Origin of the sequence: Mycobacterium sp. (assembly GCF_040398885.1) — a bacterium.
In the GTDB taxonomy this organism is placed as follows: domain Bacteria; phylum Actinomycetota; class Actinomycetes; order Mycobacteriales; family Mycobacteriaceae; genus Mycobacterium.
This window is the reverse complement of sequence record NZ_JBBATF010000085.1, coordinates 1-13,383: the sequence shown is the minus strand read 5'-3', so window position 1 is coordinate 13,383 and position 13,383 is coordinate 1. Positions and strand designations below refer to the sequence as shown.

At 70.3% G+C, this 13,383-nt stretch carries 16 protein-coding genes and 1 pseudogene; 7 read left to right on the top strand and 10 right to left on the bottom strand.

Annotation, left to right across the window (positions count from 1 at the left end; genetic code table 11):
* The 4 genes from ADBZ5U_RS09600 to ADBZ5U_RS09585 all read right to left on the bottom strand — a co-directional run.
* A partial coding sequence (locus tag ADBZ5U_RS09600) for a 1-deoxy-D-xylulose-5-phosphate synthase N-terminal domain-containing protein (protein WP_526264771.1) occupies positions 1 to 630 on the bottom strand: 630 nt, incomplete at its 3' end.
* Positions 631 to 639: 9 nt separating this feature from the next.
* Complete coding sequence (nhaA, locus tag ADBZ5U_RS09595) at positions 640 to 1,914, bottom strand: Na+/H+ antiporter NhaA (RefSeq protein ID WP_526264769.1); 1,275 nt, start codon at positions 1,912 to 1,914, stop codon at positions 640 to 642.
* Positions 1,901 to 3,097 (bottom strand): class I SAM-dependent RNA methyltransferase, encoded by a 1,197-nt coding sequence (locus ADBZ5U_RS09590; RefSeq protein WP_526264767.1) that lies wholly within the window; start codon positions 3,095 to 3,097, stop codon positions 1,901 to 1,903. Before ADBZ5U_RS09590 ends, nhaA begins: the two co-directional genes overlap by 14 nt.
* Positions 3,094 to 5,085, bottom strand: coding sequence for an amino acid permease (locus ADBZ5U_RS09585; RefSeq protein WP_526264765.1), 1,992 nt, complete (start codon positions 5,083 to 5,085; stop codon positions 3,094 to 3,096). The genes ADBZ5U_RS09590 and ADBZ5U_RS09585 overlap by 4 nt, the downstream gene beginning before the upstream one ends.
* 99 nt (positions 5,086 to 5,184) lie before the next feature.
* Here ADBZ5U_RS09585 and ADBZ5U_RS09580 point away from each other — a divergent pair, with 99 nt between their 5' ends.
* Positions 5,185 to 5,856: a potassium channel family protein gene (locus ADBZ5U_RS09580; protein ID WP_526264763.1), complete on the top strand. Its 672-nt coding sequence runs from the start codon at positions 5,185 to 5,187 to the stop codon at positions 5,854 to 5,856.
* Positions 5,853 to 6,518: a potassium channel family protein gene (locus ADBZ5U_RS09575; RefSeq protein WP_526264761.1), complete on the top strand. Its 666-nt coding sequence runs from the start codon at positions 5,853 to 5,855 to the stop codon at positions 6,516 to 6,518. Before ADBZ5U_RS09580 ends, ADBZ5U_RS09575 begins: the two co-directional genes overlap by 4 nt.
* A 3-nt stretch (positions 6,519 to 6,521) precedes the next feature.
* On the opposite strand, the gene ADBZ5U_RS09570 is transcribed toward ADBZ5U_RS09575, so the two are convergent.
* On the bottom strand, positions 6,522 to 7,115 hold the full coding sequence (locus ADBZ5U_RS09570) for a DUF3159 domain-containing protein (protein ID WP_526264775.1): 594 nt from the start codon (positions 7,113 to 7,115) through the stop codon (positions 6,522 to 6,524).
* 62 nt (positions 7,116 to 7,177) lie between these two features.
* Positions 7,178 to 7,549 carry an OB-fold nucleic acid binding domain-containing protein gene (locus ADBZ5U_RS09565; protein ID WP_526264759.1) on the bottom strand — a complete coding sequence of 124 codons (372 nt, stop codon included), beginning with the start codon at positions 7,547 to 7,549 and terminating at the stop codon, positions 7,178 to 7,180.
* A gap of 129 nt (positions 7,550 to 7,678) precedes the next feature.
* On the opposite strand from ADBZ5U_RS09565, the gene ADBZ5U_RS09560 reads away from it, so the two are divergent.
* Positions 7,679 to 8,383, top strand: coding sequence for an alpha/beta fold hydrolase (locus ADBZ5U_RS09560; protein ID WP_526264757.1), 705 nt, complete (start codon positions 7,679 to 7,681; stop codon positions 8,381 to 8,383).
* Between the two features lie 4 nt (positions 8,384 to 8,387).
* On the opposite strand, the gene ADBZ5U_RS09555 is transcribed toward ADBZ5U_RS09560, so the two are convergent.
* On the bottom strand, positions 8,388 to 9,083 hold the full coding sequence (locus tag ADBZ5U_RS09555) for a DUF3710 domain-containing protein (protein ID WP_526264755.1): 696 nt from the start codon (positions 9,081 to 9,083) through the stop codon (positions 8,388 to 8,390).
* Entirely contained in the window at positions 9,083 to 9,547 is a 465-nt protein-coding gene (dut, locus tag ADBZ5U_RS09550; protein ID WP_526264753.1) for a dUTP diphosphatase, read from the bottom strand. Before dut ends, ADBZ5U_RS09555 begins: the two co-directional genes overlap by 1 nt.
* Before the next feature lie 25 nt (positions 9,548 to 9,572).
* On the opposite strand from dut, the gene ADBZ5U_RS09545 reads away from it, so the two are divergent.
* Positions 9,573 to 10,046: a DUF3093 family protein gene (locus tag ADBZ5U_RS09545; RefSeq protein WP_526264751.1), complete on the top strand. Its 474-nt coding sequence runs from the start codon at positions 9,573 to 9,575 to the stop codon at positions 10,044 to 10,046.
* Between the two features lie 15 nt (positions 10,047 to 10,061).
* Here ADBZ5U_RS09545 and ADBZ5U_RS09540 read toward each other — a convergent pair whose 3' ends face one another.
* Positions 10,062 to 10,364, bottom strand: coding sequence for a DUF4193 family protein (locus ADBZ5U_RS09540; protein ID WP_526264749.1), 303 nt, complete (start codon positions 10,362 to 10,364; stop codon positions 10,062 to 10,064).
* A gap of 165 nt (positions 10,365 to 10,529) precedes the next feature.
* On the opposite strand from ADBZ5U_RS09540, the gene cei reads away from it, so the two are divergent.
* Positions 10,530 to 11,180 (top strand): envelope integrity protein Cei, encoded by a 651-nt coding sequence (gene cei, locus ADBZ5U_RS09535; protein WP_526264747.1) that lies wholly within the window; start codon positions 10,530 to 10,532, stop codon positions 11,178 to 11,180.
* 5 nt (positions 11,181 to 11,185) lie between these two features.
* On the opposite strand, the gene ADBZ5U_RS09530 is transcribed toward cei, so the two are convergent.
* Positions 11,186 to 12,040, bottom strand: coding sequence for an inositol monophosphatase family protein (locus ADBZ5U_RS09530; RefSeq protein ID WP_526264773.1), 855 nt, complete (start codon positions 12,038 to 12,040; stop codon positions 11,186 to 11,188).
* A gap of 71 nt (positions 12,041 to 12,111) precedes the next feature.
* Here ADBZ5U_RS09530 and ppgK point away from each other — a divergent pair, with 71 nt between their 5' ends.
* Both ppgK and ADBZ5U_RS09520 read left to right on the top strand, forming a co-directional pair.
* Positions 12,112 to 12,885: a polyphosphate--glucose phosphotransferase gene (gene ppgK, locus ADBZ5U_RS09525; RefSeq protein WP_526264745.1), complete on the top strand. Its 774-nt coding sequence runs from the start codon at positions 12,112 to 12,114 to the stop codon at positions 12,883 to 12,885.
* A gap of 154 nt (positions 12,886 to 13,039) precedes the next feature.
* Positions 13,040 to 13,383 (top strand): annotated as a pseudogene (locus ADBZ5U_RS09520) (RNA polymerase sigma factor); the annotation flags it as partial.

Below are 13,383 nucleotides of genomic sequence, written 5' to 3'. Positions count from 1 at the left end.
GGACCGCACCGCGTCGCGCCCGCGCTCCAGTAACCGCTCATAGGCGGGCTGCAGGCGCAGGCCGGCCAGGTGCTCGGCGAGGCCGCCGATGGTCGGTGCGTAGCTGCGGCCGTTGTCGTTGACGACGATGACCACCGGCCGCTTGGCGCCGGCGATGTTGTTCAAGGCCTCCCAGCACATTCCGCCGGTGAGGGCCCCGTCCCCGACGACGGCCACCACGTGGCGACTGCGCTGCCCGGTCAGCTCGAAGGCCTTGGCCAGTCCGTCGGCATAGGACAGTGCCGCCGACGCGTGGCTGGACTCCACCCAGTCGTGGTCGCTCTCCGCGCGCGACGGGTAACCGGACAGTCCGCCCCTGGACCGCAATGTGTCGAAGTCGCCGATGCGGCCGGTCAGCATCTTGTGCACGTAGGACTGGTGGCCGGTGTCGAAGATGATCGGGTCGTGCGGGGACTCGAAGACCCGGTGCAGTGCCAGCGTGAGTTCGACGACACCGAGGTTGGGTCCGAGGTGACCGCCGGTGGCCGCGACCTTGTGAATCAGGAACCGGCGAATCTCGGTCGCCAGATCGGTCAGCTCGTCCTGAGACAGCCCCTGCAGATCAGCGGGGCCACGGAGCCGTTCGAGCATCAGGACAGTCTACTGATAGACGTCGGGCGTTCCGTCGCGGTCGTCGTCACGGGTCTCCAGTTCGCGGATCTGCCGGTAATGCCGGTTGCGGATTAGCAGCACAACCGCCGCCAGCAGCGCCGCCAGCAGCGAACCGGTGAGCACCGCGACCTTCAGCACGGACATCCGCGCCGGGTCGAATCCGTACGCCAGTTCCCCGATCAGCAGGGACACGGTGAATCCGATGCCGGCCAGCAGCGAGACCCCGAAGACGTCGATCCAGCGCAACGACGAGTCCAGTTCGGCCCGGGTGACCGCCGCGATCAGGCGGGTGGTTCCGAACACCCCGACCGCCTTTCCGACCACCAGTCCGCCGACGATGCCCATCGCGATCGGGTCGCTCAGGGCGGTCACCAAACCGTCATAGCCGCCGAAGGTCACCCCGGCGGCGAAGAACGCGAAGACCGGGACCGCGAACCCCGCCGACACCGGACGGACCAGGTGCTCGAAATACTCGGCGAGGCCGTGGGCCGCCGGCACCGTGAAGCCCAGCAGCACGCCGGCGACGGTGGCGTGGATCCCGGACTCGTGCACCAGCGCCCAGGTGGCGGTCGCGATCGGGATCAGCACCCACGGGGAGCGCACCCGCCGTCGCACCAGCACGGCGAACAACGCCAGCGGGACCAGCGCCAGCAGCAGGGCCGGCACGTTGACCTCGGCGGTGTAGAACAGCGCGATCACCGTGATCGCCAGCAGGTCGTCGACCACCGCCAGGGTCAGCAGGAAGGTGCGCAGCGCGCCGGGCAGGCTGGTGCCCAGCACCGCGAGCACGGCCACCGCGAAGGCGATGTCGGTGGCGGTCGGGATGGCCCAGCCCCGGACCGCGCCGTCGGCGGCCCCGGCGGTGAAGGCGACGAAGATCAGCGCGGGAACGATCATCCCGCCCACCGCGGCGGCGATCGGCAGCGCGGCCCGGGCCGGGTCGCGCAGGTCGCCGGCGACGAACTCCCGCTTGAGTTCCAGGCCGACGACGAAGAAGAAGATCGCCAGCAGGCCGTCGGCGGCCCACGACCCCAGGCTCAGATTCAGGTGCAGGCCGAAGGCGTCGCTGCCGACCCGCAGACTGGTCAGCCGGTGATACGACGCCGACCACGGCGAGTTCGCCCAGATCAGGGCGATCGCGGCGGCGGCCAGCAGGAAGGCTCCGCCCACCGTCTCCTTGTGCAGGATGGCGATGATGCGACTGGTCTCCGACCACGAACCGCGGCTGAAGAGATCGGGACGGGCGGCGTCAGGATCGGACACGACCCACCTCCCGGCCCGGACGGGTGAGCAGTGCCACGCATTCGACGTGGTGGGTCAGCGGAAAGGCGTCGAAGACGCGGATCGTCTCCACCCGGTACCCGTGGCCGCGGTACAGACCGATGTCGCGGGCGAACGAGGCGGCCTCGCAACCGATGTGGATGATCCGGGGCACACCGGCCCCGGCCAGCAGGTCGACGACCGCGCGGCCGGCGCCGGCGCGTGGCGGGTCGAGCACCGCGACGTCGACCGAACCGGACTGCCCGGCCAGGAACCCGCGCACCGAGGCGGAGACCGCCTTCACGGCGGGAAGGTCGGCCAGTGCCGCCCGCGCCGACGCCGACGCCGACTTGGCGGTGTCCACCGTCAGCACCCGGGCCTGCGGACCCATCGACTCGGCCAGCACGGCCGCGAACAGCCCCGCCCCGCCGTAGAGGTCCCAGGCCCGGCGCGCCCCGGGCCCGTCGACCCACGCCCGCACCAGGTCGGTGTAGGTCTGCGCCGCCGCCCGGTGGGACTGCCAGAACCCGGTGACGCCGATCCGCCAGACCCGACGGCCGACCCGCTGCACCGACTCGGGCTCGCCCTCGACCACCTCACGCCGGCCCGGACCGGTGACGAGCACATGCCGGTGGCCGTCGTCGTCGAGGACCACGTGCAGCCGGTCCCCGGCCCGCCACCTCGGCCCGTCCAGGCCGTCGACCATGCCGGCCGGAAGCTGCGCGCAGCGCAGGTCGGTGACCAACTCGGTGCTGTGATAGCGGTGCAGGCCGGCCCGGCCGTCGGCGCCCACGTCGAGTTGCAGCCGGGTGCGCCAGCCCAGCGGCGAACCCGAACCGATCGGTTCGGCCACCCCGTCCCACTCGTGATTGCCAAGGCGGGCAAGCTGATTGGCCACCACCCGGCCCTTGATCACACCAGCCGCGACGGGTTCGACGAAGGCCAGATCGCAGCACCCCGCGCCGTCCGGACCCGCGACCGGGCACAGCGGGTCGATCCGGTCATCGGAGCGCTCGAGCACCTCGACGGCCTCGGCGTGCCAGTAAGCACCCCGCTGTGATGTCACCCGGGCGCGCACCAGTTCCCCCGGCAGCGCGTACCGCACGAACACCACCCGGCCGTCCTCGCGGGCGACGCAGCTGCCCCCGTTGGCGGCATCGCCGGCGCGCAGCACCAGTTCGTTCACTCGGTGAAGCCGCGGCGCACGTCTCCGGGCGCGTTCTGTTCCTCGACCTGACGGACCCGCTTGGACGAATTCAGTTGCCAGGGAACCGATGTCATCATCACGTTGGGTATGAAGAGCAGCCGGGTCTTGAGCCGCAGGGCGCTCTGGTTGTGAAGCACGCCTTCCCACCAGTGCCCCACGACGTACTCCGGGATGAAGACGGTGACCACGGTCCGGGGGGCTTCCTTGCTGACGCGCTTGACGTAGTCGAGGATCGGCCCGGTCAACCCCCGGTAGGGCGAGGCGACGACCTTCAGCGGGACGCTGATGTCGCTGTCCTCCCACGCGGCGGTGAGCTTGCGGCACTCGTCGTCTTCGACGTTGACCGTCAGCGCCTCCAGCACGTCGGGGCGGGTCGCCCGGGCGTAGGCCAGCGCCCGCAGGGTGGGCAACTGCATGTTCGACACCAGCACCACGGCGTGGTTCCGGCTGGGCAGGATGATCTCCCGTTCGTCTTCGGCGGGAGTGAGCTCCCGGGACACGGTGTCGTAGTGCCGGTTGATCGCCTTCATCAGCACGAAGAGGGTTCCCATCGCCAGGATCGCGATCCACGCACCGGCCAGGAACTTGGTCACCATCACGATGACGAGCACCGTGCCGGTGGCGATCAGCCCGATGGTGTTGATCGCCCTGGAGCGCATCATCCGCCGGCGTTCGGCAGGGTCGTCCTCGGTGCGTAGCAGGCGGGTCCAGTGCCGCACCATGCCGATCTGGCTGAGCGTGAACGACACGAACACCCCGACGATGTACAGCTGGATGAGTTTGGTCACCTCGCCGCCGAAGGCGACGAACAGGCCGATCGCGGCCAGCGCCAGGAACACGATGCCGTTGGAGAAGGCCAGCCGGTCGCCGCGGGTGTGCAACTGCCGCGGCAGGTAGCGGTCCTGGGCGAGGATGGCACCCAGCACCGGCAAGCCGTTGAACGCGGTGTTGGCGGCCAGCACCAGGATCAGCGCGGTGACGCCGGTGATCAGGTAGAGGCCGAGCGGGAAGTCGTGGAAAACGCTGTCGGCCAACTGGGCGACCAGGGTCTTCTGGTGGTAGCCCGCCGGCGCTCCGCCCAACTGCTCCTCGGGCCGCTCGGCCATCTTCACGCCGGTCTCGTTGGCCAGCACGATCATGCCCATGAACATTGCGACCGCCAGTCCGCCGAGCATCGCCAGGGTGGTGGCGGCGTTGCGGGATTTCGGTTTGCGGAAGGCCGGGACGCCGTTGCTGATGGCTTCCACACCGGTCAGCGCCGCACAGCCGGACGAGAACGCCCGCGCCACCAGGAAGACCATGGCGAATCCCATGATGTCGCCGTGTTCGGCATGCAGTTCGAAACCGGCCGACTCGGCCTGCAGGTTGTGGCCGAGCACGTGGATCTGGATGAAACCCCAGATCAGCATCAGGAACATACCGCCGATGAACGCGTAGGTGGGGATGGCGAACGCGGTGCCGGACTCCCGGATTCCGCGCAGGTTGACCGCCGTCAGCAGCGCGATCGCGATCACCCCGCACACGACCTCGTGCTGGGCGATGAACGGAACCGCCGAGCCGATGTTGGCCATCGCCGCCGCCGTCGACACCGCGACGGTCAGCACGTAGTCGACCAGCAGGGCGCTGGCCACCGTCAGCCCGGCGTTGGGGCCGAGGTTGGTGGTCACCACCTCGTAGTCGCCGCCGCCGGACGGGTAGGCGTGCACGTTCTGCCGGTAGGACGCCACCACCACCAGCATCACGAAGGCGACGGCGACCCCGATCCAGGGCGCCATCGCGTAGGCCGACAGCCCCGCGACGGAGAGCACCAGGAAGATCTCCTCGGGTGCGTAGGCGACCGACGACATGGCGTCGGAGGCGAACACCGGCAGGGCGATGCGCTTGGGCAGGAGCGTGTGGCTCAGCTTGTCGCTGCGGAAGGGCTGCCCGATGAGCAGCCGGCGCACGCCCTTCGAAACGTTCGACACGAGAGCCAAGGGTAAGCCTTGCCCGCCGTGGCGGTACCGTTCCCCTTACCGCAGAGCCCCGCTGCCGGCCGGGCGCGGCGAGAACCGGGAAGGACTCACGTGCGAGTTGTGGTGATGGGCTGCGGCCGGGTCGGCTCCTCCCTCGTCGAGGCGCTCGCGCGCCTGGGACACGACACCGCGATCATCGACCGCGACCCGGCGGCGTTTCACCGGCTCTCCGCCGAATTCACCGGCGAGCAGATCACCGGAATGGGTTTCGACCGGGAAGTGCTGCTGCGCGCCGGAATCGAGCACGCCGACGCCTTCGCGGCGGTGTCCTCCGGCGACAATTCGAACATCATCTCCGCCCGGGTCGCCCGGGAGATGTTCGGGGTCCAGCGTGTGGTGGCCCGGATCTACGACGCCAAACGCGCGGCGGTCTACGAGCGGCTCGGCATCCCCACGATCGCCACCGTTCCATGGACCACCGAACGGCTGCTGAACACCCTGACCCCCGAGACCGAGACCGCGGAGTGGCACGACCCGACCGGGACCGTCGCCGTCTGCGGGGCAAGCCTGCACGACGGCTGGGCCGGGATGCGTGCCACCGACCTGGAGGCCGCAACCGGCGCCCGGGTGGCGTTTCTGATCCGGTTCGGCACCGGGGTGCTACCCGAACCGAAAACCGTCATCCAGGCCGGCGACCAGGTGTACCTGGCGGCGATATCCGGCCACGCCGCCGAAGCGCTGGCCATCGCCGCGCAGCCGCCCGCGGAAGGGGTCGGGGAATGAAGGTCGCGATCGCCGGGGCCGGCGCAGTAGGGCGTTCCATCGCCCGCGAACTGGTGGAGAACCAGTACGAGGTCTCCCTCATCGAGCGCAACCCGGGACACTTCGACGTCGACGCGATCCCCGGCGCGGGGTGGATCTACGGCGACGCCTGCGAACTGAGCCTGCTGGAGGCGGTGAACCTCGAGCAGTTCGACGTGGTGATCGCCGCGACCGGTGACGACAAGGCCAACGTGGTGCTCTCCCTGCTTGCCAAGACCGAGTTCGCGGTGCCCAGGGTGATCGCCCGGGTCAACGACCCGCGCAATGAGTGGCTTTTCGACGACGCCTGGGGCGTCGACGTCGCGGTGTCCACCCCCCGCATGCTCGCCTCGCTGGTCGAGGAGGCCTTCGCGGTGGGCGACGTGGTGCGCCTGCTGGAGTTCCGCCAGGGCAACGCCAACCTGGTGGAGATCACCCTGCCCGACGACACCCCGTGGGGCGGCCGTCCGGTGCGCAAGCTCAGCCTCCCCCGCGACGTCGCCCTGGTGACGATCCTGCGCGGTCCGCGGGTGATCCTCCCGGAACCGGACCAGCCGTTGGAGGGCGGTGACGAACTGCTGTTCGTGGCCGCCCCCGACGTCGAGGGCGAACTGCGCAGCCTGCTCACCGACGGCCCGCACTAGCGGTCAGCGATGCCGCCCGGCCGCGTGGTCGGCGTGCATCGCCCGCTGCGCGGCCCTGATCGCCAGGTAGGTCACCAGGGCGCCGACAGCGGCCAGTGGCCAGCCCATCGCGATTCGGGCGACCCCCAGCCAGCCCGTCTCGTCGGCGTCGTAGAGGTGGTGCTGCACGGCGAAACGCGAGCCGAACACTCCCACCCAGGTCAACGTCGCGGCGTCGAAGGCCAGCACCGCACGGCGGGAGCGACGCCAACTGCGGTCGTGGCCGGTGACCCAACTCCAGACGTAGCCCACCACCGGCCGGCGGATCAGCACCGAGATCGAGAACACCGTCGCCCAGATCAGCGATGTCCAGATGCCGAGCAGAAAGTACCCTTTGGACGCCCCGACGATCCAGGCGATCAGCGCGCTGACCCCGACGCCGAGGAAGCCCGCCAGCGCCGGTTGAAGGGAGTCCCGCCGGGCCAGGCGCCAGACCAGGATGGCCGCCGCCACCGCCAGCGCGGCCAGCAGAGCGGGTAGCAGCCCGAATGCGGTGTTCACCGGTACCAGCACGGCCACCGGCAGCGCGGAGTAGATCAGTCCGCTGATCCCGCCCATCTGGCCCAGCAGCGCCTGGCCGGGAGTCGGCTTGGCCTCCCGCTCCGGCGGGTCGGCGGAGGTCAACGCTGAATCTCGTAGTGCGGGTTGTAGATCGCCTTGCTGCCGTTGTCGAGCCGGCCCAGCCGGCCGCGCACCCGGACGGTGCGACCGCATTCGATACCGGGTATCCGCCGCTGCCCGAGCCAGACCAGCGTCACGGTGTCGGTGCCGTCGAAGAACTCGGCCCGCACGCCGGCCGCGCATCCCTTGGCGTTGGTCTCCACGCTCCGCAGCGTGCCGACCATGGTGACCTCCTGGCCCCGCTGGCAGTCGATGGCCCGCTGCGCCCCGGTGCTGGCGACCGCAACGGTCAACTCCTCGGCGTCGCGCTCCTCGGGGTCCGCCGTCAGTTTGCGGGTCAGACGACGCACAAAAGGTTCGGTGGTGGCCATAGCTCTTCCCGGGCCTCTCTCCTGAAGCGTGATCGGACTGCCACCGTCACGGTAGACCTCTGGCTCCTCCCGCGCCATCAGCCCTACCCCGGCAATTCGGATCGGCCCGTCAACAGGCACGATCGTGGCGTGGCGGTCAGCATTCGAGATGTGGTGACGGTCCTGCTGCCGGGGACCGGCTCCGACGACGACTACCTGCGCCGCGCCTTCACCGGCCCGTTGCAGGACGCCGGCGCGACCGTGATCGCGGTGGCGCCCGAGCCGGACCGGCTGGTGGACGGCTACCTGCGGGCCGTCGAGGACGCCGCCCGTCACTCCGGCCGGATCGCGGTGGGGGGTGTGTCGCTGGGCGCGCTGCTGGCCACCCGCTGGGCGCTGAACAATCCCGACCGCGCGGTGGCGGTGCTGGCCGTCCTGCCGCCCTGGACCGGTGAACCGGACGGGGCGCCCGCGGCGCTGTCGGCCCGGCACACCGCCGCCGCGCTGCGCCGCGACGGCCTACCGGCCACCACGGCCGCGATGCGGGCGTCCAGCCCGGCCTGGCTGGCCGACGAGCTGGCCCGGTCCTGGAGCCGGCAGTGGCCTGCGCTGCCCGGGTCGATGGAGGAGGCGGCCGCCTGCGTGGCTCCGACGCGCGCGGAGCTGAGCCGACTGGCGACACCCTTGGCGCTGGTGGCGGCCGGCGACGATCCGCTGCACCCCGCATCGGTGGCGCGGGACTGGGCGGCGTGGGCGCCCCGCGCCGCACTGAGCACCGTGATGCTGGCGGAATTCGGGCCGAATCCGCCCCTGCTCGGGGCCGCCGCGGTGGCGGCGCTGGACCGGATCGACTGAGCGATCAGCCGCCGGCGATGGTGCTGCGCTGCTGGGCGGCGAACATGGCCTGCTGGGCCGCGAGCATCTGCTGCTGAGCCTGCTGGGCCGCGGCGGCGCGCAACTGCGCGGCCAGTTCCTCGGGCAACTCCACCGGAAGCGGGGTGCGCACCGGCAGCGGTGTGTCGCCGCGGCGAATCACGGTGTCGGCCAACGCTTGTCGGGCCTCGGCGACCAATGCCGGCATCGACTGCGGCATGCCGTTGGCCACGCACCGGATCATCCAGCGGTAACCGTCCACACCGATGAAGCGGACCGCGCCGGCGCCGGTGCCGACCACCTCGCGGCCCCACGGCCCGTCCTCGATGGAGACCGCGGCACCGTCTTTGCGCAGCGCCTCCGCCAACTCGGCGGCCACCTCGCGCCACAGGCCGGGTGACTTGGGCGCGGCGTAGGCGGCGATGGTGAACCGGCCATTGGAGGTCACCACCCAGATCGCGGTCGGCTGGCCGGTCTGGTTGAACTCGACCTGGACCTGCCCACCGGGCGGCATCGGAATCAGCACCGAGCCGAGGTCGAGGCGAGCCAGTGCCGCCTGTTCGGGGCTGTCGAAGTCCTCGATGTCGAACGGGCCGTCGGCCTCATCGACCAGGGCGACTTCGCTCTCGACCACTTCGGCCGCATCCTGATCCTGGTCTCGTTTACGTCTTCCGAATGCCATCACAAACTCGCATGTCCGCCGGAGGAACCGTGACCGCCCTGGCCACGGGTGGTGTCAGCCAACCCCGCCTCGTCGAAGGATGTCACCTCGACCAAATCGGGCAACTCGACCCGCTGGACGACCAGTTGCGCGATGCGATCTCCGCGCCGGAGCGAGATCGGGGTGACCGGGTCGAGGTTGATCAGCGAGATTTTGATCTCGCCGCGGTAGCCCGCGTCGATGGTGCCCGGGGCGTTGACGATCGACAGTCCCAGGCGCGCGGCCAAGCCGGAACGCGGGTGCACCAGGCCGACCATGCCCTGCGGGATTGCCACCGCGATCCCGGTGGAAACCAGGGCGCGGTGCCCGGGTGGGAGTTCGACGTCCTCGGCGCTGTAGAGATCGACACCGGCGTCGCCGTCGTGAGCACGGCTGGGCAGGGGTAGGTCGCGGTCCAACCGCACCACCGCGAGTCTGGAAGACACGATCGCAAAGACTACCCTTGGCCGGGTGTCCGGATCGCTCGCTACACAAACGGTGCGGTACCGCGAGCGGTTATGGGTCCCGTGGTGGTGGTGGCCGATCGGGATCGGACTCTCCGCGGTGTTGGCCTTCGAGGTCAACATGGGTGTGCGCAACCTTCCCGACTGGCTGCCCTACGTCCTGTGCGCCACGGTGGCCGTCGGCGTGTTGCTGTGGCTCGGCCGGGTGGAGATCTCGGTGCGGGGCGCCGGCGGCGAGGTGGAACTGTGGGCCGGGCAGGCCCATCTGCCCGCGTCGGTGATCAGCCGGTCAGCCGTCGTGCCCCGTACCGCGAAGTCCGCCGCCCTGGGCCGGCAGCTGGACCCGGCCGCGTTCGTCCTGCACCGGAATTGGGTGGGACCGATGGCGCTGGTGGTCCTGGACGACCCCGATGACCCGACCCCGTACTGGATGGTGAGCAGCCGCCACCCGGAACAGGTGCTGGCGGCGTTGCGGAACTGACCGGCCGGGGTACGGCTACGGCGCGCAGTCGGTGCAGATCATCTCGCCGTTGCCCTCCTTGGCGAGGCGGCTGCGGTGATGGACCAGAAAACAACTCGAACAGGTGAACTCGTCGGCCTGCTTGGGGATCACGCGGACCGACAGTTCCTCGCCGGAAAGATCGGCGCCGGGAAGCTCGAAGGACTCGGCGGACTCCGTCTCGTCGACGTCGACGACGGCCGACTGCACCTCGTTGCGGCGGGCGGTCAGTTCCTCGAGCGAGTCCTCGGACACCTCGTCGGTCTCGGTACGCCGCGGGGCGTCGTAGTCAGTAGCCATCCGTCAGCCATCCGTCCTGTCTCCTCGTCGTACCTCAGCAAGGCTTTGTATCAGCGCAGAACGCCTGCGCCAAATGATTCGTGCCGCGTTCACCGACAGTTGATGTGTGAGTTACGTCACATTCACTGATTCGGCAGCGTGGTCGGATGCCTCTACAGTTCACCCGTGGTCTCTCACATCACCCGAGGTTCCGCCACCCGCAAGGACGGGCAGCCGTTCGCTCGGCGCAAGTATGGACCCGGACTGGCCGCTCTGGCCATCCTCATCGTTCTGACGGCCCTGGCCTGGACGTTCGTTCTCACCCGCCCGGCAGAGGTCCGCGAGGCGGCGTCCTGCCCCGCCCCACCGACCCCGGCCGACGCCTCCGCTCCCAGGCTCGGTCGGCTGGTCTCCGGCTCATCTCTGATCGACGTGGCGCCCGCCAAGCTCGCCGACACCAAGATCCGGGTGCTCAACGCCTCGGGTCAGGGCGGCCAGGCCGGCGAGGTGTCCGGGACCCTGCGCGACCTCGGCTTCGCCGCCCCGACCGCGGCCAATGACCCGATATACGCCGGCAGCCGGCTGAGCTGCCAGGGGCAGATCCGGTTCGGCCAGTCCGGCCGGGCGGGCGCGGCGGCGGCCTGGCTGGTGGCGCCGTGCGTCGAGCTGTACCAGGACGACCGGCCGGATGACACCGTGGACCTGGTGATCGGAACCGACTGGACCTCCCTGGCCAACAGCGATGACATCGCCGCGGTGTTGTCCGGCCTGCGGCCCGGCGCCACCGAACCTGCCGACCCGTCGCTGATCACCCGCATCCACAGCGCCACCTGCTGAGCCGCTCACGGCAGCGGTCGCAGCCCGCCCAACCGGTCGAGCGCCGCCATCAGCTGTGCGGCCACGCCGGGCGCAGCCGCCAGCAGCAGACCGGCGCCCTCGTCCCCGGGCCCGGGCAGCACGACCACCGCCCCGGCCTCCGCGGCGATCAGCGCACCGGCCGCCCAGTCCCACTCGTTTAGGCCGTGCTCGTAGTGGGCGTCCAGTCGGCCGGCGGCCACCATGCACAGATCCAGCGCCGCCGATCCGAGTCGCCGCACGTCGCGGACCATGGGCAGCAGTTCGGCCAGCAGCGCGGCCTGGGCGGCGCGGCGTGCCGGGGCATAGCCGAAGCCGGTCCCCAGCAACGTCATCGAAAGATCGTCGGCGTCGCTGCATCGGAGCCGGCGCCGCACACCGGCCTCGAGCATGTGCGCGCCGAATCCCCTTGCCGCCGAGTACATCTGGCCGCCCGCAACGTCGGCCACCGCCCCGGCCACCGAAACCCCGTCGACCTGAGCGGCCAGTGAGACCGAGTATGCCGGGATGCCGTAGAGGAAATTGACCGTGCCGTCGATGGGGTCCACCACCCACCGGACGTCGCCGCCGGACGCAGAGTCCCCGCCCTCCTCGCCGAGCACCGGATCACCGGGCCGCAATCGCGCCAGCCGGTGCCGGACGAACTGCTCGGTCTCGACATCGGCGAGCGTAACCGGATCGGTGGGGCTGCTCTTGGTCCGCACGGCGACCTCCGCCCCGGCACCGAAGATCTCGACGCGCCGTCGCCGCACGAACTCGGCGGCTTCGCACACAAGCTGCTCGGCCACGCCGCGAAGCTGCTCGGGGCCCGGCTCCGCGCCCGGGGGATCGCTGTCGCCCATGGTTGCCATCGCAGCACAATCGGGGCCCCAATCGGTACGCCGGGGGCCTGGGACGCATTAGTCTTCTGCCCATGACCTCGACCCAACCCGCCAACTCCCAGGCCCTCGGCGTGGACGTCGGCGGCAGCGGCGTCAAAGGCGCCATCGTCGACCTCGACACCGGTCAACTCGTGGGTGACCGGTTCCGGTTGGAAACCCCGCAACCGGCCACCCCCGAGGCGGTGACCAGCACGGTGGCCGAAGTGGTACGCCATTTCAACTGGACGGGTCCGCTGGGTGTCACCTACCCGGGTGTCGTGGTCAACGGCGTGGTTCAGACGGCGGCCAATGTCGACAGCAGCTGGATCGGCCGTGACGTCGCCCGGGACATGAGCACCGCACTGGGCGGCCAGCGGGTCACCGTCCTCAACGACGCCGATGCCGCCGGCCTGGCCGAGCAGCGATACGGCGCCGGTCGCAATCAGGACGGTGTGGTGCTGCTGCTGACCTTCGGAACCGGCATCGGGTCCGCGCTGATACATCACGGAAAGTTGTTGCCCAACACCGAGTTCGGTCACCTCGAGGTTGACGGCAAGGAGGCCGAACACCGCGCTGCGGCGTCGGTGAAGGAACTCAAGGACTGGAGCTACCGCAAGTGGACCGAGCAGGTGACCAAGGTCCTGGTGTCCATCGAGAACGCGATATGGCCCGACCTGATCATCGCCGGCGGCGGCATCAGCAAGGAGGCGGGCAAGTGGATCCCGCTGCTGAAGAACCGCACCCCGGTGGTGGCAGCCGAACTGCTCAACACCGCCGGCATCGTGGGCGCGGCGATGGCTGCCGCCCAGGACCAGCCGACGGGCTGAGCGGCACACCCGGCCGGTGTCGTTACAATGGAACACGGCGGCCGCCACGACAGCGGCGAGAATCGCAGTGATTCCGCCGACATTTCCCATAGCCGACGATTTCCGGTGACGCACGTCCGTGCCCACCGGGGCCCGCAGTACCGAAAGGGTGTACGTGGCAGCGACCAAGGCAAGCCAGGCAACCACTAGGCCGGCCAGGAAGACCGCCACGACGACCGCCACGGCAGCGCCGGTCAAGGCCGAGAAGAACACCGCCGCCAAGACCGCCCGCAGCATGCTGGCGAAGGTCGCGGCCAAGGCCACCGGCAAGTCGGCCCCGGCGAAAGCGGCACCCGCGAAGGCGGCGCCCGCGAAGAAGGCGCCCGCGAAGAAGGCGGCGCCGGCCAAGGCGGAACCGGCCAAAGCGGTGCCGGCCAAAGCGGTGAAAGCGGCCCCCGCCAAGGCCGCCAAGGCGGCGCCCGTCAAGGCCGCGAAAGCGGCGCCCGTCAAGGCGGCGCC